The sequence below is a fragment of the Oscillibacter sp. genome, assembly GCF_040505565.1.
Classification (GTDB): Bacteria; Bacillota; Clostridia; order Oscillospirales; family Oscillospiraceae; genus Oscillibacter.
The window spans coordinates 102,681-121,658 of the sequence record NZ_JBEUWZ010000024.1 but is presented as its reverse complement, the minus strand read 5'-3'; the positions used below and the strand labels follow the sequence as shown (position 1 = coordinate 121,658).

The following is an 18,978-nucleotide window of genomic DNA, read 5'->3' as shown; positions in this document are numbered from 1 at the left end:
TGATTTTGTCCGATCCTGTCAATAAATTGTGCCCGATCAGGGACCGCTTTTTGCGGCCCCTGAAAATTTTAATTATTTTTCAAAAAACGCTTGACAATTTCTAGAATTGTGTTATTGTATTACTTGCTTAAGACAACGGCACAGCATGGGAGGTGCAACAACATGAAATGGCAGTTTTCAAACGATGCGCCCATCTATTCGCAACTGATCGAGCAAATCAAGGTGGGCATCGTGTCCGGCGCGTTTCCGCCGGGGGAGCGGCTTCCGTCGGTGCGGGATCTGGCTGTGGAGGCTGGGGTAAACCCCAACACCATGCAGCGGGCGCTGACAGAGCTGGAGCGGGACGGTCTGGTATACAGCCAGCGTACCGCTGGCAGATTTGTGACGGAGGACAGGGGTATGATCGAAACGGCGAAGCAGAGTCTGGCGGAATACCAGATTCAAAATTTCCTGACGGCAATGGTCAGGCTGGGATATGAAAAGGAAGAAATCATGACGCTGGTGCGTCAGGGAAATGCGGGGGAGGAACTGAGAAATGGCGATTTTGGAATGTAATGAGCTGGTGAAGACCTATGGTCACGCCCTGGCTCTGGATCATTTGAACCTGTCGATTGAGCCGGGCCATATCGTGGGCTTGCTGGGCCCTAACGGAAGCGGCAAGACCACGCTCATCAAGCTGGCCAACGGTTTGCTGACTCCTACCTCCGGCCAGGTGCTGGTGAATGGGACGGTTCCCGGTAAGGACACTCATGCCGCAGTATCCTATCTTCCCGAGCGTACCTGCATCCCCCTGTGGATGAGCACCCGGAAGCTGCTGGACTTTTATCAGGATTTTTACGCGGACTTCCGCCGGGACCGGGCTGAGGAAATGCTCCAGCACCTCAGCATTCGCATGGACCAGACCATCCGGCAGATGAGCAAAGGTACCCGGGAGAAGGTCCAGCTCATCATGGTGATGAGCCGGGCGGCAAAGCTGTATTTGCTGGATGAACCCATCGGCGGCGTGGACCCGGCCACCCGGGACTACATTCTCAACACCATCATCAACAACTATGATCCGGAGGCCGCCGTTATCATCTCCACGCATCTGATCGCGGATGTGGAGCAGGTGTTGGACGAAGTTATTTTTATCAATCAGGGGCGGGTCATACTGCAGTCCTCCGTGGATCAGATCCGGGAGGAAAAGGGCATGAGTGTGGACGCGCTGTTCCGGGAGGTATTCAAATGCTGAGAAAACTGATGAAACACGAGTTTCGGGCCACGGCCCGGATCATGGGGCCGCTGTTCCTGATCGTGCTGGTGCTGGCTCTGGCAGCAAATCTTGCCATACGCTTTTTGCTGGATTCCGACGTCTTTTTACCCAACCTGCTGGGCGGACTTCTGATGGCTGCATTTATCATCGGAATGGCATCTCTGGCAATCATGTCCATTGTGCTGATGGTGAACCGTTTCCGCACGAACCTGATGGGCGATGAGGGCTATGTGACATTAACGCTGCCCGTCTCCAGCCACCAGATCGTGTGGTCCAAGATCATCGTCTCCACCGTGTGGTTTATTGCCACCGGAATCGTGGAAGCGCTGGCGATGCTGGTCTGTTTCTTCGATTTGGATATCATGCGGAATATTTTCAACTCTTACTATTTCCATCAGGCCCTCCAGGCGCTACATGAGTTGGTAAAGAGATATGGGCTGAATGTGCCGGCAATCGCCATTGAGTTGATCGTATTTTGCCTGCTGAGCTGCGCGGTGCTGTGCCTGGAGTTCTACGCGGCCATGGCCGTGGGGCACAGCTTCGCAAATCACAAGGGTGCTTTGAGCGTGCTGTTCTTCTTCGTGTTTCAGTTCGCCCTTCAGTTCATCAGCGGCCTGCTTTTTAATACAGACCAATTTCAGAATATGTTTGATACCGGCATGGAAGGGATGGGGGCCTTCCACCAGATGATGGCCATTTTCATCGGCACAGAGCTGATCATCGGTGCGGTCTACTATGTCATCACCACGCTGACGCTGAAAAAACGTCTGAATTTGCAATAAGTTACGCAGAATAACAAGCGGAGCGGGAAAGCCCCCGCTCCGCTGTTCCGGTTTTACATGAAAGGAGTGTTCATGGCGGTGTTTGGGACAACGGCAGGGCGGGCCCTGCTCACCTTTCTCATGGCGATGACACCGGTGGTGGAGCTGCGGGGCGCCATCCCTTACGGTGTGGCGGCGGGACTGCCGTTGTGGGCGGCCTATTGGCTGGCGGTGGCGGGGAATCTGCTGCCGGTACCCTTTATCATGCTGCTGGTGCGGCGGGTATTCAACCATCTGCGCCGGGGAGCGTGGTGGGGCCCGAAGATCGCGGCCCTGGAGCGCCGCGCTCATCTGAAGGGCCGCATTGTCACGAAATACCGCCTGCCGGGTCTTGCCCTGCTGGTGGCGATTCCCCTGCCGGGGACTGGGGCCTGGACCGGAGCGCTGGTGGCGTCGCTGCTGGACATCCGAATGAAAACGGCTTTGCCCGCCATCGCGGCGGGGGTGCTGATCGCGGGGGCGCTGACCGCCCTCATCACCGGAGGGGTGGCGCAGCTTTTCTTTTGAAAACCCTACAAAAAAACGCGCTTTGATTCGACCCAGAAAGTCGAATCAAAGCGCGTTTTTATATCCGGTTCCCCTCTTCACACATATCCGTCCGTGCGGCAGTAACGGCACTTACAAAGCCCTGCGTCCCGCGCTCCAGACGGCCTGGATGGCACCCTCCTGCCGCCGACAGATGAAGCGGGCCAGCCGTTCCTCCGCCGATGGCAGCGGCGGCAGCTTCCCGTCGTCCAGCACCAGCGCATGGAGCGGCTCTCCCACGGCAAAGCCGGGCTTTGCGCCGAAAAACGCCGCCCCTGCGGAGGTGCCAAGATACCAGCCCTCCGTGGTAGTAAGAAAATCCGTTTTCCAGTCGTCCAGAATGCGCCGAACCTTAGAAGCCCGGATGGTGGAGGCAATCACATCGAACATAGAGAGGGTATCTCCACCCGCGATGTCGCTGCCCAGAGCCACCTTTACGCCCTCGTTTAGCAGCATCCGTACAGGGGATACGCCGGAGCAGAGGTTCAGGTTGGAGTCTGCGCAGTGGACGGCAGTGACGCCCGCCCGACGCATGGCGGCCCGCTCTTTTTCATCGGACCAGACGCAGTGGGCCATGGCGGTGCTGCTGGTCCACAGTCCGTATTTGGCATAGGTCTGCCAGTATTGTTCGCAGTCCGGATGGAGCCGGCGCACCCATTCCAGCTCCGCTGTGTTTTCCGACAGATGGGACTGGACGGGCAGATTCCGCTGCGCCGCCAGCTTCCCGAGAAATGCCAGCAGCTCGTCGGTGCAGGAGGGCGTAAACCGGGGCGTCAGAATGGGCCTGACATGAGAGAAGTCCCCGCACTCATCCAGCCACCGGAGGGTCTCCCGCATGGATTCCTCCGTGGTTTCCTGCAAGCTGGCTCCGCCGTTGCGGTCCATATTTACCTTGCCCACATAGCCGGTGACTCCGGATTTTTCCAGTTCTTCCATCAGAATCAGCGTCGTTTGCCGGTGGAGGGAGGAGAACATGCAAACGCGGGTGGTGCCGTTTCGGATCAGCTCCGCCGCCAGCGCCCGGTATTGCTCCCGGGCATAGCCCTCGTCGGCAAAGCGGGCCTCCGTGGGAAAGGCATAGGTGTTCAGCCAGTCCAGCAGCGGCAGGTCCAGACCGATTCCCAGCATGGGATACTGGGGCGCGTGAAGATGGAGGTCGGTGAAGGACTGGGTGATGAGGCAGTTCCCAAAGTCCTCCACGGGGATGCCTGCGTACCGCTGAGGCAAAGTGTCAAAAACACCGGAGATCGCGCCGCCCTCCAAGACCAGATAGCCGGGGGCGTGGACCTCCAATTTACCGAGGGAAGGGGCGGAGACGAGGACGCCTTTCAAGATCGCGGTCACAAAATCGCTTCCTTTCAAAAAAGTCCGGTGGAAAGAAAAGAGGCATCCGCCTGCGCTGTCGCGCCGCGGACACCCATAGCAGAGCCTTTCGGCGGCCCCGTAGAAACTTTCGCACCGTTTACAGCGAAATTATATGAGCCCTTTTCAATTCATCTTACCCTTGACAGTCAAGGGTATTTTCACAATAGCACAGTTTCTTTCGGATTGCAAGCCCTGTCACCCTCGCCGAGCGGCCCGCTTATACTGGCATACGGGCGGCATTCCGTCCGCGGCGGAAAGGCGGGGCGCTTCGCGCCTTTGTACCTCACTTTATCTGGCGTCACGCGGACGGAGCCGACCTTTCCCGGCAGACCGCGCGGAGACGCCGCGAAAGGTATGGTTGCGAATGATGATACAGGCACTTTTGTGGGCGGCGGCGGGTACGGGATTCACCTTTGCCATGACCACACTGGGCGCTGCCACGGTCTTCTTCTTTCGGGGAACACCGAAGGACCGGGTGCAGAAGGTTCTGCTGGGTTTTGCCGCCGGAGTGATGACGGCGGCATCGGTGTGGAGCCTGCTGCTGCCCGCCATCGAGCAGGCGTCGGCATGGAAAATCCCGGGCTGGGTCCCGGCGGCGGGCGGGATGCTGCTGGGCGTTGTGTTTCTGGCGGCGCTGGACGCCCTGCTTCCCCGGCTGCGGCGGGAGCGGGAGATCGCCGACGCGGGCTGGAAGCAGACCACCCTGCTGGTGACGGCCATCACCCTACATAACGTCCCTGAGGGCATGGCGGTGGGTCTGGCCTTTGCCCTGGCGGCGCAGGGGGAAAGTCTGGCGGGTGCGGCGGCACTGGCCATGGGCATCGGCATTCAGAATTTTCCCGAGGGCGCGGCTATTGCCCTTCCCCTGCGCCAGCAGGGCTGGACCCGCTGGAGATCCTTTGTGGGCGGCACGCTCTCCGGCATTGTGGAGCCGATCTTCGGCATTTTGGTGGTGCTGGCTGCGGCGGGAATTCGGCCCTTGATGCCGTGGCTTCTGAGCTTCGCCGCGGGGGCGATGCTGTATGTGGTGGTGGAGGAGCTGGTTCCTCAGGCCCACAGTCGGGCCGGAACCTGCGGTTTTGTGATCGGTTTTCTCATCATGATGGTGCTGGACGTGGCGTTGGGATAGACATTGCGCAATTGGCGTGCCCGTCTGACCGCTTTGGCGGCGTATCCGACGCAAAGTGTTTTTGGGCGGAGGAGGAGACGCGAGACGCGTCAGAAGACCCTTTCAAGCATAGCGGGCGCGGGGAAATACCCCACGCCCGCTATGCTTTTCATAAAATTCAACGCCGTGGCTTCAGCGGAAGGCCCGCGAGATACCGCCGCACCATGTCCAGCGCTGTGCTTGCCGCCACATTGCGGATGCGGTCCCGCCGCCGCTGCCCCAGCTCCAGCTTACGGCAAAAGGTTCCGTCCGGAGTATGCAGCCCCAGATAGACGAGGCCCACGGGATTCCCCCGCTCGTCGCTGTCCGGTCCCGCCACACCGGTGACGGAGACGCCCACCTCCGCGCCGGTGACACGGCAGACGCCCTCCGCCATGGCCCGGGCCGTGGGTTCGGACACCGCGCTGTATTCGTCCAGCGTCGCCTGTGGCACACCCAGAACGTCCGCCTTTACAGACGTCCAGTAGGACACCACCCCGCCCCGGTACACGGCGGACACCCCCGACAAGGCGGTGAGCCGCTGGGCGATGGCTCCACCGGTGCAGGATTCTGCCGTGGCGAGGCTCAATCCTTTTTCCTCCAGAAGCCGCTTGCAGACCTCCTCGAGCGAGGCGACGTCCACACCGTAGACCACGTCTCCCAGCAGCGACTTCACCTCCGCGACCACCGGGGCCAGCATGGCCTCCGCCTCCGCCGCGCTGCCGGCCTTGGCCGTGGCCCGCAGACGCACCTCGGCGGGTTTGGCATAAGTGGCAAGCGTGGGGTTTTCCATGTGAGACATTTTTTCGTGGAGCAGCTGGTCCACAGAGGATTCGCCCATACCGAAGCACATGATGTCATGGGAAATAATCGTCTCCCCGGAAAGGCTCCGCAAATAGGGCTCCACATGCCGGTGGAGCATGGTCTCGCACTCATGGGGCGGGCCGGGCAGCATCAGCACATGGACGCCGCCCGACGCAAAGGCACAGCCCGGCGCGGTGCCCACGGGGTTGTCAAACACGGTGCAGCCCTCCGGCAGCTCCGCTTGCTGCAAATTGTTCTCCGGCATGGAGACATGGAGCGCGGATTCGTAAAAAGCGCGGATATCTGCGGCGATGTCCTCATGCAGCACCAGCTTTTGATCGAAGGCCTCGCAGATCGTCTGTTTGGTGAGATCATCGTAGGTGGGTCCCAGCCCGCCGATGGTAAGGAGGATATCCGCCCGCCTCCGGGCGATGTTCAGCGCCTCTTTCAGCCGCTGCGGATTATCCCCCACCACAGTGTGCCAAAAGACGTTGACCCCCAGGCCGGACAGGCTCTGGGAGAGCATCTGGGCGTTGGTGTTGGCGATGTTGCCCAGAAGCAGCTCTGTTCCCACGGCGATAATTTCAGCGGTGTGTGCCATCAATCAAAACCTCTTTTCTCGGATTCGTCGTCAGAGTGCCACGCTTTGAAGCAATCAAACAGATTGATCGCTCCTGCAAGAGCGCTCAGTCCGGCGGCGAGAACATAGAGCGCCTTAAAGCCGTTGTGCGATGCCAGCGCCAGGCACATTGCCCCGGCTGTAAGAGACGATACGGCGGCGCTCAAATTCATCTCCACCTTCTTCACGGTTTCACCTGAACTCTTTCGCGGCCCGCCATGGCCTCATCCATCAACTTGTCGATATCCAGCGCGGCCTCCGCCGCCCGGACGTCCTCCAGCTTCGGCCGGGTGCAGGGATGCCGGGGAGTAAACACCGTGCAGCAATCCTCATAGGGGAGAATGGAGGTTTCAAAGCAGCCGATTTCCCGGGAGATCCGGATGATCTCCACCTTGTCCATGCCGATCAGGGGCCGCAGAACCGGCAGGTCCGTCACATCCTCCGTCACGTTCAGGGCCGGCAGGGTCTGGCTGGCCACCTGACCCAGGGATTCGCCGGTGATGAGGGCGCCCGCGTGGACGCTTTTGGCCACGGCCTGCGCAAGGCGCATCATAAACCTGCGCATAATGAGGGTAAAATACTCCTCCGGGCAGTTTTTGCGGATCTCCTCTTGAATTTTGGTAAAGGGAATGACGTGGACCGTCATCCGCCCGCACCACGCCGTCAGCAGCTTCGCCAGCTCCAGCACCTTGTCCAGCGCCTGCTGGGACGTGTAGGGCGGGGAGACAAAGTGGACCAGTTCCAGCTGTACGCCACGGCGGGCCATCATCCACGAGGAAACCGGGGAGTCGATGCCGCCGGAGAGAAGGCTCACCGCCGTGCCGCCCATGCCCACGGGTAGACCGCCCGCACCGGGGGCGGCGGGCGCGTGGACATAGGCCGCCTTTTCCCGGATCTCCACATGGACGGTCAGGTCGGGTTTGTGAACGTCCACGGATACGTCGGGAAACCGCTGTGCCAAAAGGCCGCCCACGGCCTGCGAGATCTGAATGGAGTTCAGGCGGAACAGCTTGTCCGCCCGTTTGGACTCCACTTTAAAGGTTTTCGCCGCCGCGAATTCATCCCTCAGATATGATGCCGCCGTTTCGGTGATGGCGTCCACGTCCTTTTCACAGGGAACGGCCCGGGCGACCGATACCACGCCGAATACCTGCCGACAGGCGGTCAGCGCCGCGGCCATGTCGCATTCGCCGTTTTGCGGCTCCACATAGATCGTGCTCTGGCGCAGATACACGTTGAAGTTGCCGCAGTGGCGCACCCTGCGGCAGACGTTGCTGACCAGCTTGTCCTCAAAGGTGCGGCGGTTCAGTCCCTTCAGGACCACTTCGCCCAGCTTCAGCAGGAAAAGTTCCTGCGCGTTTTCGTTTGTCATATAAAACCTCCGATTGGGATTTTTGCGCCGCCGCGGCGCGGGAACAAGCGCTCCTTCAGCCTAAAAGGCCGGACTCTCTCTGCCCTGCCGGTCAGCCCTTCAGAATCTCCGTGTTGCGGTACTGGATGGCCTCCGCGAGATGCGGGGCTTCAATGTGCTCCGCACCCTCCAGATCCGCGATGGTGCGGGCTACCCGCAGAACCCGGTCGTGGGACCGGGCGGTGAGGCCCATCCGCTCAAAGGCGGATTTCATCAGCGCGTCGCCCGCCGCATCCAGCGCGCAGGCGTCGGCGATCATGGAGGGCGGCATCTGAGCGTTGCAGGTCACATCCGTCCCGGTAAAGCGGGACAGCTGTAAGCTCCTCGCCCCCTCCACCCGCTGCTTCACGGCGGCGGAATCCTCCGGAACTGTTTTGCGCCGGAGGGCTTCGTATTCAACAGACGGTACGTTTACGTGCAGATCAATGCGGTCCAGCAAAGGACCGGATATCTTCTCGACATACTTTTCCACGTCCCGGTCGGAGCAGGTGCACCGTCCGGATGGGTGCCCCCGCCAGCCGCAGCGGCAGGGGTTCATTGCACACACCAGCTGGAACTGCGCCGGCAGGCGCAGAGTGCCTCCGGCTCGGGCCACGGTGACCTCCCCGTCTTCCAGGGGCTGGCGCATGGCCTCCAGCACATCTCGGTGAAACTCCGGCAGCTCGTCCAGAAACAGTACGCCGTTATGGGCCAGGGACATCTCGCCCGGCCGCAGATACGGCCCGCCTCCGCTGAGTGCCACAGCGGAGGAAGTGTGGTGCGGAGAACGGAAGGGACGGCGCAGCAAAAGCGGGTGCCTGGGGTTCGTCAGTCCCGCCACCGACCAGATGCCGGAGACCGCCAGAGCCTCGTCTCTGGTCATGTCCGGCAGAATGGAGGGCAGACGCTTGGCCAGCATGGATTTCCCGGAGCCGGGAGAGCCGATCAGCAAAAGATTGTGTCCGCCTGCGGCGGCGATCTCAAGCGCCCGTTTCACGTTTTCCTGCCCCATTACGTCCCGCAGGTCCAGCAGGTCTTCCGACTCTTCTGCCGGTGACCAGGGCTCGGCGTGGCAAAGGGGCGCTTCGCCCCGGAGGTGGGCGACCAGAGCTTTCACATCTGGCACGCCGTAAACCGTCAGTCCCCCGGCCAGCGTGGCTTCCGCAGCGTTCTCCGCTGGGACAAAGAGGGTGCGGATGCCTGCTTCCTTCGCGGCTAGCGCCATGGGCAGCACGCCGCTGACACCCCGGACCGCCCCCGAGAGGGATAGCTCACCCAGAAATGCTGCGTCGGGTGGAATTTTTTTCAGCTCTTCCGCAGCGGCCAATATGCCGATGAAAATGGGCAGATCGTAAACCGTTCCCGCCTTTTTCTGGTTGGCGGGGGCCAGATTCACCGTGATGCGGCTGACGGGGAATTTTACGCCGCAGTTTTTCACAGCCGCCCGGACCCGCTCCCGGGCCTCCCGCACGGCGGCGTCGGGCAGCCCTACGATATCGAACGCGGGCAGCCCCCCGGAGAGAAAGCACTCCGCGCTCACCTCGTAGCCCGCGATGCCGTTCAGCCCCAGTGAGCGGATGGATACAACCATGAGCCTACCTCCTGAATCAATTGACAGTAAGATCACTTTTAAGATGCCAAAAATTTCCCCGCACAGGAATACGAAAGACGAGAGGTATGACAAAAGAGGTAAAAACAGACAGGTAAAAGGCATCGTAAGAAACGCGGTTATTTTACCACAAAATGACGGAGATTGAAACCCTCTTACAAAAAAAGTGCTTAAAAATATAAAGTTCTTTTGGACTTTCCACAGAAAAATGGAGATTTGCGCAAAAAATAACAAACCAAATGTTTACAGTTCAGAACCTCGGTGCTATAATATTTCTGCGCGGATATCGTTCGGGAAAGCGGATTCGTGGCTTTGTTAAAATGCCGCCCGATAGGTGCGGCAACTATTAGGAGGTAAGTTTATGGCAAGAAAATTCAAGTCCATGGACGGTAATAACGCCGCTGCATACGTCAGCTACGCGTATACCGAAGTGGCGGGAATCTATCCGATTACCCCGTCCTCCCCCATGGCGGATCTTGTGGACCAGTGGTCCGCTGCCGGCCAGAAGAACATTTTCGGCACCAAAGTGAAGGTGTGCGAGATGCAGTCCGAGGCAGGCGCCTCCGGCACCGTCCACGGTTCTTTGACCGCCGGCGCCCTGACCACCACTTACACCGCTTCTCAGGGCTTGCTGCTGATGATTCCCAATATGTACAAGATGGCCGGCGAGCTGCTGCCCGCCGTGTTCCATGTTTCCGCCCGTACGGTGTCTACCCATGCGCTGAACATTTTCGGCGACCATTCCGACGTGATGGCCTGCCGCGCCAGCGGCTTTGCTATGCTGTGCGAGGGCAACGTGCAGGAGGTCATGGACCTCAGCCCCGTGGCCCATCTGGCTGCTATCGAGGGCCGCGTTCCCTTTGTGAACTTCTTTGACGGATTCCGCACCTCCCACGAGATTCAGAAGGTTGCCGTGTGGGACTACGAGGACCTGAAGGAAATGTGCAACATGGACGCCGTGAACGCGTTCCGCAAGCACGCGCTGAACCCCGAGCGCCCCAACATGCGCGGCTCTCACGAAAACGGCGATATCTTCTTCCAGCATCGTGAGGCCTGCAACCAGTACTATGACGCTCTGCCCACCGTGGTGGAGAAGTACATGGATAAGATCAACAAGAAGCTGGGCACCGATTACCAGCTCTTTAACTATTACGGCGCCGCCGACGCTGACCGCGTCATCATTGCCATGGGTTCCGTGTGCGACGTGACCGAGGAGGTCATCGACTACATGAACGCTCACGGCGAGAAGGTCGGTCTGCTGAAGGTCCGCCTGTATCGTCCGTTTGCCCCCGAGAAGATGCTGGCCGCCATCCCTGCCACGGCTAAGAAGATCGCGGTTCTGGACCGTACCAAGGAGCCCGGCTCCCAGGGCGAGCCGCTGTACCTCGATGTTGTCACCGCGTTTGCCAACGCCGGCCGTCAGGCCACCATCATTGGCGGTCGTTATGGCCTTGGCAGCAAGGATACGCCGCCCCGCAGCATTTTTGCCGTTTATGACGAACTCAGCAAGGCAGAGCCTCGCCGTCAGTTCACCATCGGCATCGTGGACGACGTGACAAACCTCAGCCTACCTGAGAAGAAGGCTCCCTCCACCGCCGCAGCCGGTACCATCGAGTGCAAGTTCTGGGGTCTGGGTGGTGACGGTACCGTCGGCGCCAATAAGAACTCCATCAAGATCATCGGCGACCACACCGACAAGTTTATTCAGGCTTACTTCCAGTACGACTCCAAGAAAACCGGCGGCGTGACCATCAGCCATCTGCGCTTTGGCGACAAGGCCATCCGGAGCCCGTACTACATCAACAAGGCCGACTTCGTGGCCTGCCATGTCCCGGCCTATATCGCCAAGGGCTTCCCCATCGTCCGCGACGTGAAGCCGGGCGGCACCTTCCTGATCAGCTGCCAGTGGAACGATCAGGAACTCTCCGAAAAGCTGGATGCAGCCTCCAAGCGCTATATTGCTGAAAATGACATCCAGGTCTACACGATCGACGCCATCGATCTGGCCGTCAAGATTGGCATGGGCAAGCGCACCAACACCATATTGCAGTCCGCGTTCTTCTCTCTGGCCAAGGTCATGCCCGGGAGCGAGGCGATTGGCTACATGAAGGATGCCGCCACCCATTCCTACTTGAAGAAGGGCCAGGACGTGGTTGACATGAACCACAAGGCCATTGACATGGGCGCCACTGCCTATAAGAAGTTTGCTGTGCCCGCTGACTGGAAGGACGCCAAGGACGCCGCAGAGCCCAAGAAGGCCGTCGGTGCCCCCGCCTTGGTCAAGCAGGTGGAGGACATTCTGTGGCCTGTGGGCAAGATGGACGGCGACAGCCTGCCTGTCTCCGCGTTCATGCCTCATGCGGACGGCCAGTTCGAACTGGGCGCCGCCGCCTATGAGAAGCGCGGCGTGGCCGTCAACGTTCCCACCTGGGACTCTGCCAAGTGCATTCAGTGCAACCAGTGCGCCTATGTCTGTCCCCACGCCACCATCCGTCCTTACGCGCTGACCGAGGAAGAGGCCAAGGCCGCTCCCGCCGCCGCGAAGATTGTGGACGTGAAGGCCGGCAAGGGCAAGGGCGTCTATAAGTTCACCATGGCCATCTCTCCCCTGGACTGCATGGGCTGCGCCGTGTGCGTGGGCCAGTGCCCGACGGACGCTCTGGCCATGGTCTCCCTGGAGCAGGAGGCCGACCAGCAGGACGTCTTCGATTACTGTGTCTCCAAGGTCTCCGAGAAGAAGGATATGCAGGACAACACCGTCAAGGGCAGCCAGTTCAAGCAGCCCCTGCTGGAGTTCTCCGGTTCTTGCGCCGGCTGCGCCGAGACCAGCTACGGCCGTCTCGTCACCCAGCTGTTCGGCGACCATATGTATATCGCCAATGCCACCGGCTGCTCCTCCATTTGGGGCGGTCCTGCCGCCACCTCTCCTTACTGCGTGAACAAGGAAGGCCGCGGTCCCGCATGGTCCAACTCTCTGTTTGAGGATAACGCCGAGTTCGGTCTGGGCATGTTCCTGGGCCAGAACGCCATCCGCACCAGCCTGAAGGAGAAGACCCAGGCCCTGATCGCCGTGGGCCACACGGTTCCCGCGCTGAAAGAGGCCGCTCAGAAGTGGCTGGACACCATGGATGACAGCACCGCCAACGAAGCCGCCACCAAGGCTTATATTACCGCCTTGGAGCAGGGCGTGTGCACGGTGGACGAGTGCCTGACCTTTGTCGCAAGCCCCGCCTCCAAGGCGGTCTTTGGCGCCAAGCACGGCGAGATGGAGGCACATGTCAAGTCCCTTAAGGCTGCCGGAAAGAGCTACTGCGACTGCGAGGCCTGCACGCTGGCTCTGGCGATTCTGACCGACAAGGAATACCTTGCGAAGAAGTCCATGTGGATCTTCGGCGGTGACGGCTGGGCCTATGATATCGGCTTCGGCGGTGTGGATCACGTCCTTGCCTCCGGCAACGATGTGAACATCTTCGTCTTCGATACCGAGGTCTATTCCAACACCGGCGGACAGGCGTCCAAGGCCTCCAACATCGGTCAGGTCGCTCAGTTCGCGGCTGCCGGTAAGGAAGTCAAGCAGAAGTCTCTGGCGGAGATCGCCATGAGCTATGGCTATATCTATGTGGCTCAGGTCGCCATGGGCGCCAATCCCGCCCAGACCCTGAAGGCCATTCAGGAGGCCGAGGCCTATCCCGGCCCGTCCCTCATCATTGGCTACTCTCCCTGCGAGATGCACTCCATCAAGGGTGGCATGATGAACGCCCAGAAGGAAATGAAGAAGGCTGTGGACTGTGGTTACTGGAATCTGTTCCGGTTCAACCCCGCCGCCGAGGGCGCGAAGTTCACTCTGGATTCCAAGGAGCCCGCCGGCGGTTATCAGGACTTCCTGATGAACGAGGCCCGTTACTCCCGTCTGACCCGCGAGTTCCCGGAGCGCGCCACCTCCCTGTTCGCCAAGAGCGAAGAGGCCGCCAAGGAGCGTTACGAGAAGCTGGTTAAGCTCAAGGCAATGTACGCCGACTGAGCGCAGGCAGATCTCAACGCAATCTTATAAAAAAGAGGTTCCCGGCTAAAAAGCCGGGAACCTCTTTTGCATCGATCAACGACGCAAGCTGTACAGCTGCGGGGATAGCCGCTGTATGAAGACCTTTGCGGCGCTGGACGCTGCAGGTATATCGCGGGCATTATCAAATGAACAGATTCACATTGGACTCCTCTGCGTCGCCCAAATATGCGCCGACTCCGCCCAGCTCCACGCCGTCAATCAGCTCCTCTTTTTTAATGCCCATGACGTCCATGCTCATGGTGCAAGCCACAATTTTCACACCCTGACTGATAGCTTTTTGAATCAGAGCTTCCAGAGAATCCACGTTTTTGTCGTTCATGATCCGCTTCATCATAGCGGTACCCATGCCGCCCATATCCAGCCGGGAAAGCCGCAGCTTTCCGCTGCCCCGGGGCAGCATGGTGCCGAACATTGACTCCATAAACGTCTTTTTTACCGGCTGTTTTTCCGCTTTGCGCAGCACCGTCAATCCCCAGAAGGTAAAGAACATGGTTACGGGCCGTCCCATGGCCGCTGCGCCGTTGGCAATAATAAAGCTGGCCAGCACCTTATCCAGATCGCCGGAGAAGACGATGACGGTCTTGCCCTGGGGAGTGTCGATCACCTGCGTGCCGGCGTTCGCCTGGACATCCGCCGTCCGCTTCACCGCCGGCTCTGCCAAGCCCTTGCGGACCAGCGCCACAAAATCTGTTCCGCGCCGGTCGTTGGACACCAGCGTGTTGCCTGTGCGGCGGCACCATGCCGCGATATCGCGGACAAAGCCCGGGTCTGAGGCGGCGACTTCCAGTAACTGTCCATCCCCCATGCTCTTCATGGACTCGAATACCTTCATAATGGGGCCGGGGCACTGCATTCCGCTGCAATCCAGTCGAATCGTCTCGATCGGCGCGCTGTCCGGCAGCACCTGCTGTCCGCTGTCCGACACCGGCGCAGCGGGCTGTGAGATTCCGTCAAACTGCTGATAGTGGGTGGACTGATAGAATCGGGTGCCTGCGGGATAGAGCAGCACGTGCTCAAAGCCTTGCAGCATCAGAACGCGGACAGCGTTGTAGGAGCGCACGCCGATGGCGCAAAAGACAAGAATGGTTTTGGAGCGGTCCACCTCATTCAGGCGGTCACGGAGTTCCCCCAGCGGAATCTGAACGGCGTTGTCCAGCTGGAAGGCCATGCGCTCAGCGTCTTCGCGTACGTCCAGCAGCAGTGCGTCGGGCTGTTTTTCCACCGCATCCCAGCCAGAAAAGCGCAGCTTTCCGGTCAGCACATTTTCCGCCGTGAAGCCCAGCATATTCACCGGGTCCTTGGCCGAGGAGTAGGGCGGCGCGTAGGCCAGCTCCAGTTCGGTCAGTTCCCGGACCCCTCCGCCCAGCCGCAGCGTCACGGCGATGGTGTCAATGCGTTTGTCCACGCCGTCGTATCCCACGATCTGCGCGCCGAATATCTTTTTCCCGTCCATGGAGAACAGGAGCTTGAGAAACATAGGCGTGGCGCCGGGATAGTAGCCCGCGTGGGAGTTCTGCGAGATGATGACGCGCTCATAGTCGCGTCCCAAAACCAAGCCGCGTTTGATCAGCGTTTTTTCGTTGGTTCCCGTGGTGGCTGCCGTCAGGTCAAATACCTTGAAGATGGAGGTGCTCTGCGCTCCGCGATAGATCACGTCTCCGCCGGCGATATTGTCCGCCGCGATGCGTCCCTCCTTATTGGCGGGACCGGCAAGCGGCGCCATGGTGCGCTCGCCAAAGACGAGATCGTTTACCTCAATGATATCTCCCACCGCGTAGATGTTCGGGTCGGAGGTGCACAGATGCTCATCGGTCACCACGCCGCCCCGGGCGTTGAGGGGCAGTCCCGCCGCCTTGGCAAGCTCGTTGTTGGGCCGCACGCCGATGGAGAGAACCACCAGCTCCACGGCGATTTCCTTCCCACTTTTGAGGACAATGGTCACCTGTTTTCCGTCATCCCGGAAGGAATCCACGCCGTCGCCCAAAGAGAGGTGTACACCGTTGGCTTCAATATTCTCATGCAAAACCTGAGCCATTTCATAGTCCATGGGCGCCATTACCTGATCCAGCATTTCCACAATGGAGACATCCAACCCGGCGTGGCGGAGGTTCTCCGCCACCTCCAGACCGATGAACCCGCCGCCGATCACCGCCGCTGACCGGACGCCATTTGCCCGGGCCATGTCATGGAGACGATCCGTGTCCGGTACCGTCCACAGCGTCCGGATGCGGGGGGAGTCAATTCCTGGAATGGGCGGGCGGATGGGCGAGGAGCCGGTGGCCAGCACCAGTTTGTCATAAGACTCCTGGTAAACCTCGCCCGTCTCCAGCTTTTTCACGCTGAGGGTCTTTTTCTCCCGGTCAATGGAGAGAACCTCATTTCGGGTGCGCACATCCACGCGGAACCGCGCCCGCATGACTTCGGGCTTTTGCACCAGCAGCGCGTCCCGGGAGCGGATCACCTCTCCCACATAATAGGGCAGTCCGCAGTTGGCGTAGGAGATATACTCCCCGCGTTCCAGGAGAATGATCTCCGCAGTTTCATCCAGCCTGCGCAAACGCGCGGCGCAGCTGGCTCCCCCGGCGACGCCTCCGACAATCACAACTTTAGACATAACTTTCTCCTCCTTGCAGTGCGGCCGCCTCGCGGCAAAACGCACATTGTTTTTTTCAGTATATCTGCGGCATGTGAGTTTTTCCGTGATATTGTCACCCTTCGGCGCTTGTTTGCTGAAAATATTTACGGCTGCCGTTGCCAAAAAAGTCCGCAGCCCTGTGTGACAGGAATGTGTCCACGTCAGAAACGAAATTGACATGCGGAAAAAATAAAGTATAATTGTAGTATGTACGAAATGGCGCAAGGAAATCCGTTTTGCTGCCGGACTTCCGTTTTTAAGGCTAATTGTAAAAGGAGGGATTCGCGTATGGGGCTGGAAGAATATTTCCCCGTTTGGAATCAAATGACCTCTGGAGAGCGGGAGTTGCTGCTTGGCGCGGCGGTGAAGCGCACTGCGCCGAAGGGAACGCTGCTGCACAGCGGCAGCGCGGACTGTGTGGGGCTGTTTGTTGTGCGCTCGGGCCAACTCCGGGCGTTTATCCTTTCTGACGAAGGCAAAGAGGTCACGATCTACCGCTTGTTTGAAAGGGACATCTGTTTGTTTTCCGCCGCCTGCATGATGAAAAACATTCAGTTCGATGTTGACATTGAGGCGGAGAAGGATTCGGAGTTGTGGGTCATCTCTGCGGACGTATATAAGAAACTGATGGACAGCTCGCTGGCGGTGTCGAACTATACGAATCAATTGATGGCCTCTCGATTTTCCGAGGTTATGTGGCTTGTTGAGCAGATTATGTGGAAGAGCTTCGACAAGCGGCTGGCGGAGTTCTTGCTTGAAGAGAGCGCACTGGACGGCGGAGACACGCTGAAGATCACCCATGACAAAATCGCCGCGCATCTGGGAACGGCGCGGGAGGTGGTCACGCGGATGCTGCGTTACTTTCAGTCGGAGGGTATGGTTTCCCTTGCCCGCGGCGCCGTGGAGCTGACGGATCGGAAGCGTCTGCAGGCTCTGGTAAATTAAAAAGCCGCCGTTTATCTTGAGGACGGATGGCTGAACGCGCAGGCGCTTGTGCGCGAACCAGGTGTTCCGTGCTGCCGAAACTCTGCTGCTATGGAAACAGCAAAAAGTGTGGCTCTGTCCTCAAATCATGCGGAATTTTTAACATACAGAAAAAGCACTTTCAACGGCAGTTTTGCCATTGAAAGTGCTTTATACGATATAGAAGAGATTTGAAGACGGCGGAGTGTTGGCGGGCAGATCACATTCACTGTCACACGGTGCTGCCTTAGTGCGTCTGTGACATATCTTTCAGCAATTCGGCGAGACTGGACGAGCTTTGCACGGCTGCCGATAACTCCTCCATTGCAGCGGCTTGCTCGCTGGTACTGTTCAGCGTATCGTTTGCGGAATGAACGGTACTGTTGACGCTTTTTTCAATTGCCTCTTTGATGGTGTCGATGGATGCAACGGTTGATTTTGTAGTATCGGCCAGCTTGCGAATTTCCTCAGCGACTACCGCGATGGTTTTTCCGGTCTGCCCCAATCGGGCCGCCTCAATCGTGGCGTTCAGTCCGATCATGCGGATCTGATCTGCAATTTTAGAAACGTCCCTAAGTGCGGAAACGATTGACTTTAGGTTGTCACCAACCGTATTGATCTCGTTTACAAGAGAACTCTGGTTTCCCGTAATAGACTGCGCGGAAGCTGCCAGTTCCTCAACCGTACTGGAAATCTGGATAAAGCTATTCGCTAACTCGGCGGACAGCAGGTCGGCCTTGATTCGATTATATCCGGACTGCGCCAGCGCATTTGCGACAATATATAACACTTCTGCCGCGGCTTCAATCGTTTTCTCTGGTACGATATCAATTTTCTCTGCGGCTTCCACCAGCCCATCCGAGTTGGTGTGAATTTCCTGCGCGACTTGACGGACTTTGGACTCGTCAATTGGACTGGTTAGGATTTGCCCTCCCAAAATTGTTCCGATCAGTTCACCTTCTATTAAAATAGGGGCCGAAAAATCAATCAATCCAGCGTGACAAGGGCCTATGTAAGGGCGTTTACTGGCAGCTGCTTTTTTTCCAAATTCTTTGTGGCATGAAGCGCACCGCGCGTCACCAACAGCGGAGGTATGAATATAATTTGCGCAAAACGGGCGGTAATAGCTGGGGTTTGTAAATTCTTCGCCATTTCTTCCAACTGAGACTGCGGCACAATTAAAGCCCAGAGCAAAGTTGTCGAGGAAGAGCTGCAAAACCGATTTATCAATGATATCTTCCAGCTCCAATTTCGTAACATCTACCGCATATCCATCCAATACAATCATTATTCCCGCCCACTTTCTTTATGAATATTTTTATGTGGCGATCTTTTCTAATCAGCATCTGCATCTGCTTCGAATTATCTACTTAGAAAGTATAGCATGAGCGGCGTTGGAAGTAAATAGAAGCTAAAGACCTGGCAAAAATTAGCATGCTTTTAACAGGGAAAAGGGGCGGACATACCTGAACTGGCAGTTACCGAGTATTTGCACTGAAACGCCGCAGCGGGTTATTCCAGTGTCAGCGCAAGCATAGGACAGAATTTGACGCACTTTCCGCAGCGGATGCACTTGTCCTGCTCTGCCGTCGGAGCTTGAAAGCCTGACTGGGTCAGTGCGCCCGTGGGGCACACTCGCACGGATGGACAGGGATGATTTTGCGGGCAGCGGTTTGTGTTGACCACCAGCAGCTTTTCAGTGTTTGATGCCGTATCGCTTTCGCTTTAAATCCAAAAGCCATCGTAATTGGCCCCCTTTAGTTTTTTATTATAGACTAGCATACG

15 protein-coding genes and 1 riboswitch are annotated in these 18,978 nt (G+C 58.5%); of the genes, 7 read left to right on the top strand and 8 right to left on the bottom strand.

The features are described 5' to 3' along the window. The first annotated feature begins 162 nt into the window (after window positions 1-162). From ABWQ15_RS12520 to ABWQ15_RS12505, 4 genes are all read left to right on the top strand, one after another. Window positions 163-555: a GntR family transcriptional regulator gene (locus tag ABWQ15_RS12520; RefSeq protein ID WP_353909113.1), complete on the top strand. Its 393-nt coding sequence runs from the start codon at window positions 163-165 to the stop codon at window positions 553-555. Further along, complete coding sequence (locus tag ABWQ15_RS12515; RefSeq protein WP_353909112.1) at window positions 536-1,231, top strand: ABC transporter ATP-binding protein; 696 nt, start codon at window positions 536-538, stop codon at window positions 1,229-1,231. Before ABWQ15_RS12520 ends, ABWQ15_RS12515 begins: the two co-directional genes overlap by 20 nt. Further along, entirely contained in the window at window positions 1,225-2,034 is an 810-nt protein-coding gene (locus ABWQ15_RS12510) for a hypothetical protein (RefSeq protein WP_353909111.1), read from the top strand. Before ABWQ15_RS12515 ends, ABWQ15_RS12510 begins: the two co-directional genes overlap by 7 nt. Window positions 2,035-2,106: 72 nt before the next feature. Continuing rightward, window positions 2,107-2,580, top strand: a complete 474-nt coding sequence (locus ABWQ15_RS12505) for a COG2426 family protein (RefSeq protein ID WP_353909110.1) — start codon at window positions 2,107-2,109, stop codon at window positions 2,578-2,580. A 111-nt stretch (window positions 2,581-2,691) separates the two neighbouring features. Here ABWQ15_RS12505 and ABWQ15_RS12500 read toward each other — a convergent pair whose 3' ends face one another. Continuing rightward, window positions 2,692-3,942, bottom strand: a complete 1,251-nt coding sequence (locus ABWQ15_RS12500) for an amidohydrolase family protein (RefSeq protein ID WP_353909109.1) — start codon at window positions 3,940-3,942, stop codon at window positions 2,692-2,694. A gap of 56 nt (window positions 3,943-3,998) precedes the next feature. Beyond that, window positions 3,999-4,099, bottom strand: a riboswitch (purine riboswitch). 231 nt (window positions 4,100-4,330) lie between these two features. On the opposite strand from ABWQ15_RS12500, the gene ABWQ15_RS12495 reads away from it, so the two are divergent. Further along, complete coding sequence (locus ABWQ15_RS12495; RefSeq protein WP_353909279.1) at window positions 4,331-5,092, top strand: ZIP family metal transporter; 762 nt, start codon at window positions 4,331-4,333, stop codon at window positions 5,090-5,092. A gap of 157 nt (window positions 5,093-5,249) precedes the next feature. On the opposite strand, the gene ABWQ15_RS12490 is transcribed toward ABWQ15_RS12495, so the two are convergent. The 4 genes from ABWQ15_RS12490 to ABWQ15_RS12475 all read right to left on the bottom strand — a co-directional run bounded on the left by ABWQ15_RS12490 (window position 5,250) and on the right by ABWQ15_RS12475 (window position 9,514). Further along, on the bottom strand, window positions 5,250-6,515 hold the full coding sequence (locus tag ABWQ15_RS12490; RefSeq protein ID WP_353909108.1) for a competence/damage-inducible protein A: 1,266 nt from the start codon (window positions 6,513-6,515) through the stop codon (window positions 5,250-5,252). After that, window positions 6,515-6,721, bottom strand: coding sequence for a hypothetical protein (locus tag ABWQ15_RS12485; RefSeq protein ID WP_353909107.1), 207 nt, complete (start codon window positions 6,719-6,721; stop codon window positions 6,515-6,517). Before ABWQ15_RS12485 ends, ABWQ15_RS12490 begins: the two co-directional genes overlap by 1 nt. Next, entirely contained in the window at window positions 6,718-7,905 is a 1,188-nt protein-coding gene (gene thiI, locus ABWQ15_RS12480) for a tRNA uracil 4-sulfurtransferase ThiI (RefSeq protein WP_353909106.1), read from the bottom strand. Before thiI ends, ABWQ15_RS12485 begins: the two co-directional genes overlap by 4 nt. 91 nt (window positions 7,906-7,996) lie before the next feature. Next, window positions 7,997-9,514 (bottom strand): YifB family Mg chelatase-like AAA ATPase, encoded by a 1,518-nt coding sequence (locus ABWQ15_RS12475; RefSeq protein WP_353909105.1) that lies wholly within the window; start codon window positions 9,512-9,514, stop codon window positions 7,997-7,999. A 379-nt stretch (window positions 9,515-9,893) separates the two neighbouring features. Between ABWQ15_RS12475 and nifJ the strand changes: the two genes are divergently transcribed. Next, on the top strand, window positions 9,894-13,553 hold the full coding sequence (gene nifJ / locus ABWQ15_RS12470) for a pyruvate:ferredoxin (flavodoxin) oxidoreductase (protein ID WP_353909104.1): 3,660 nt from the start codon (window positions 9,894-9,896) through the stop codon (window positions 13,551-13,553). A 163-nt stretch (window positions 13,554-13,716) separates the two neighbouring features. Here nifJ and ABWQ15_RS12465 read toward each other — a convergent pair whose 3' ends face one another. Next, complete coding sequence (locus ABWQ15_RS12465; protein WP_353909103.1) at window positions 13,717-16,209, bottom strand: FAD-dependent oxidoreductase; 2,493 nt, start codon at window positions 16,207-16,209, stop codon at window positions 13,717-13,719. 309 nt (window positions 16,210-16,518) lie between these two features. On the opposite strand from ABWQ15_RS12465, the gene ABWQ15_RS12460 reads away from it, so the two are divergent. Continuing rightward, window positions 16,519-17,175 (top strand): Crp/Fnr family transcriptional regulator, encoded by a 657-nt coding sequence (locus ABWQ15_RS12460; RefSeq protein WP_353909102.1) that lies wholly within the window; start codon window positions 16,519-16,521, stop codon window positions 17,173-17,175. A 265-nt stretch (window positions 17,176-17,440) separates the two neighbouring features. Here the strand turns inward: ABWQ15_RS12460 and ABWQ15_RS12455 are convergent, their stop codons facing one another. Both ABWQ15_RS12455 and ABWQ15_RS12450 read right to left on the bottom strand, forming a co-directional pair. Continuing rightward, window positions 17,441-18,481, bottom strand: coding sequence for a PocR ligand-binding domain-containing protein (locus ABWQ15_RS12455; protein WP_353909101.1), 1,041 nt, complete (start codon window positions 18,479-18,481; stop codon window positions 17,441-17,443). 224 nt (window positions 18,482-18,705) lie between these two features. Then, the gene (locus tag ABWQ15_RS12450; RefSeq protein ID WP_502919124.1) at window positions 18,706-18,879 is read right to left on the bottom strand and encodes a 4Fe-4S binding protein; all 174 of its coding nucleotides are present in this window, start codon (window positions 18,877-18,879) and stop codon (window positions 18,706-18,708) included. Window positions 18,880-18,978: the final 99 nt, after the last annotated feature.

Coding starts and splice junctions, on each gene's coding strand:
- ABWQ15_RS12520 (WP_353909113.1), top strand. CDS start 163: ATGAAATGGCAGTTTTCAAACGATGCGCCCATCTATTCGCAACTGATC.
- ABWQ15_RS12515 (WP_353909112.1), top strand. CDS start 536: ATGGCGATTTTGGAATGTAATGAGCTGGTGAAGACCTATGGTCACGCC.
- ABWQ15_RS12510 (WP_353909111.1), top strand. CDS start 1,225: ATGCTGAGAAAACTGATGAAACACGAGTTTCGGGCCACGGCCCGGATC.
- ABWQ15_RS12505 (WP_353909110.1), top strand. CDS start 2,107: ATGGCGGTGTTTGGGACAACGGCAGGGCGGGCCCTGCTCACCTTTCTC.
- ABWQ15_RS12495 (WP_353909279.1), top strand. CDS start 4,331: ATGATACAGGCACTTTTGTGGGCGGCGGCGGGTACGGGATTCACCTTT.
- ABWQ15_RS12490 (WP_353909108.1), bottom strand. CDS start 6,515: ATGGCACACACCGCTGAAATTATCGCCGTGGGAACAGAGCTGCTTCTG.
- thiI (WP_353909106.1), bottom strand. CDS start 7,905: ATGACAAACGAAAACGCGCAGGAACTTTTCCTGCTGAAGCTGGGCGAA.
- ABWQ15_RS12475 (WP_353909105.1), bottom strand. CDS start 9,514: ATGGTTGTATCCATCCGCTCACTGGGGCTGAACGGCATCGCGGGCTAC.
- nifJ (WP_353909104.1), top strand. CDS start 9,894: ATGGCAAGAAAATTCAAGTCCATGGACGGTAATAACGCCGCTGCATAC.
- ABWQ15_RS12465 (WP_353909103.1), bottom strand. CDS start 16,209: ATGTCTAAAGTTGTGATTGTCGGAGGCGTCGCCGGGGGAGCCAGCTGC.
- ABWQ15_RS12460 (WP_353909102.1), top strand. CDS start 16,519: ATGGGGCTGGAAGAATATTTCCCCGTTTGGAATCAAATGACCTCTGGA.
- ABWQ15_RS12455 (WP_353909101.1), bottom strand. CDS start 18,481: ATGATTGTATTGGATGGATATGCGGTAGATGTTACGAAATTGGAGCTG.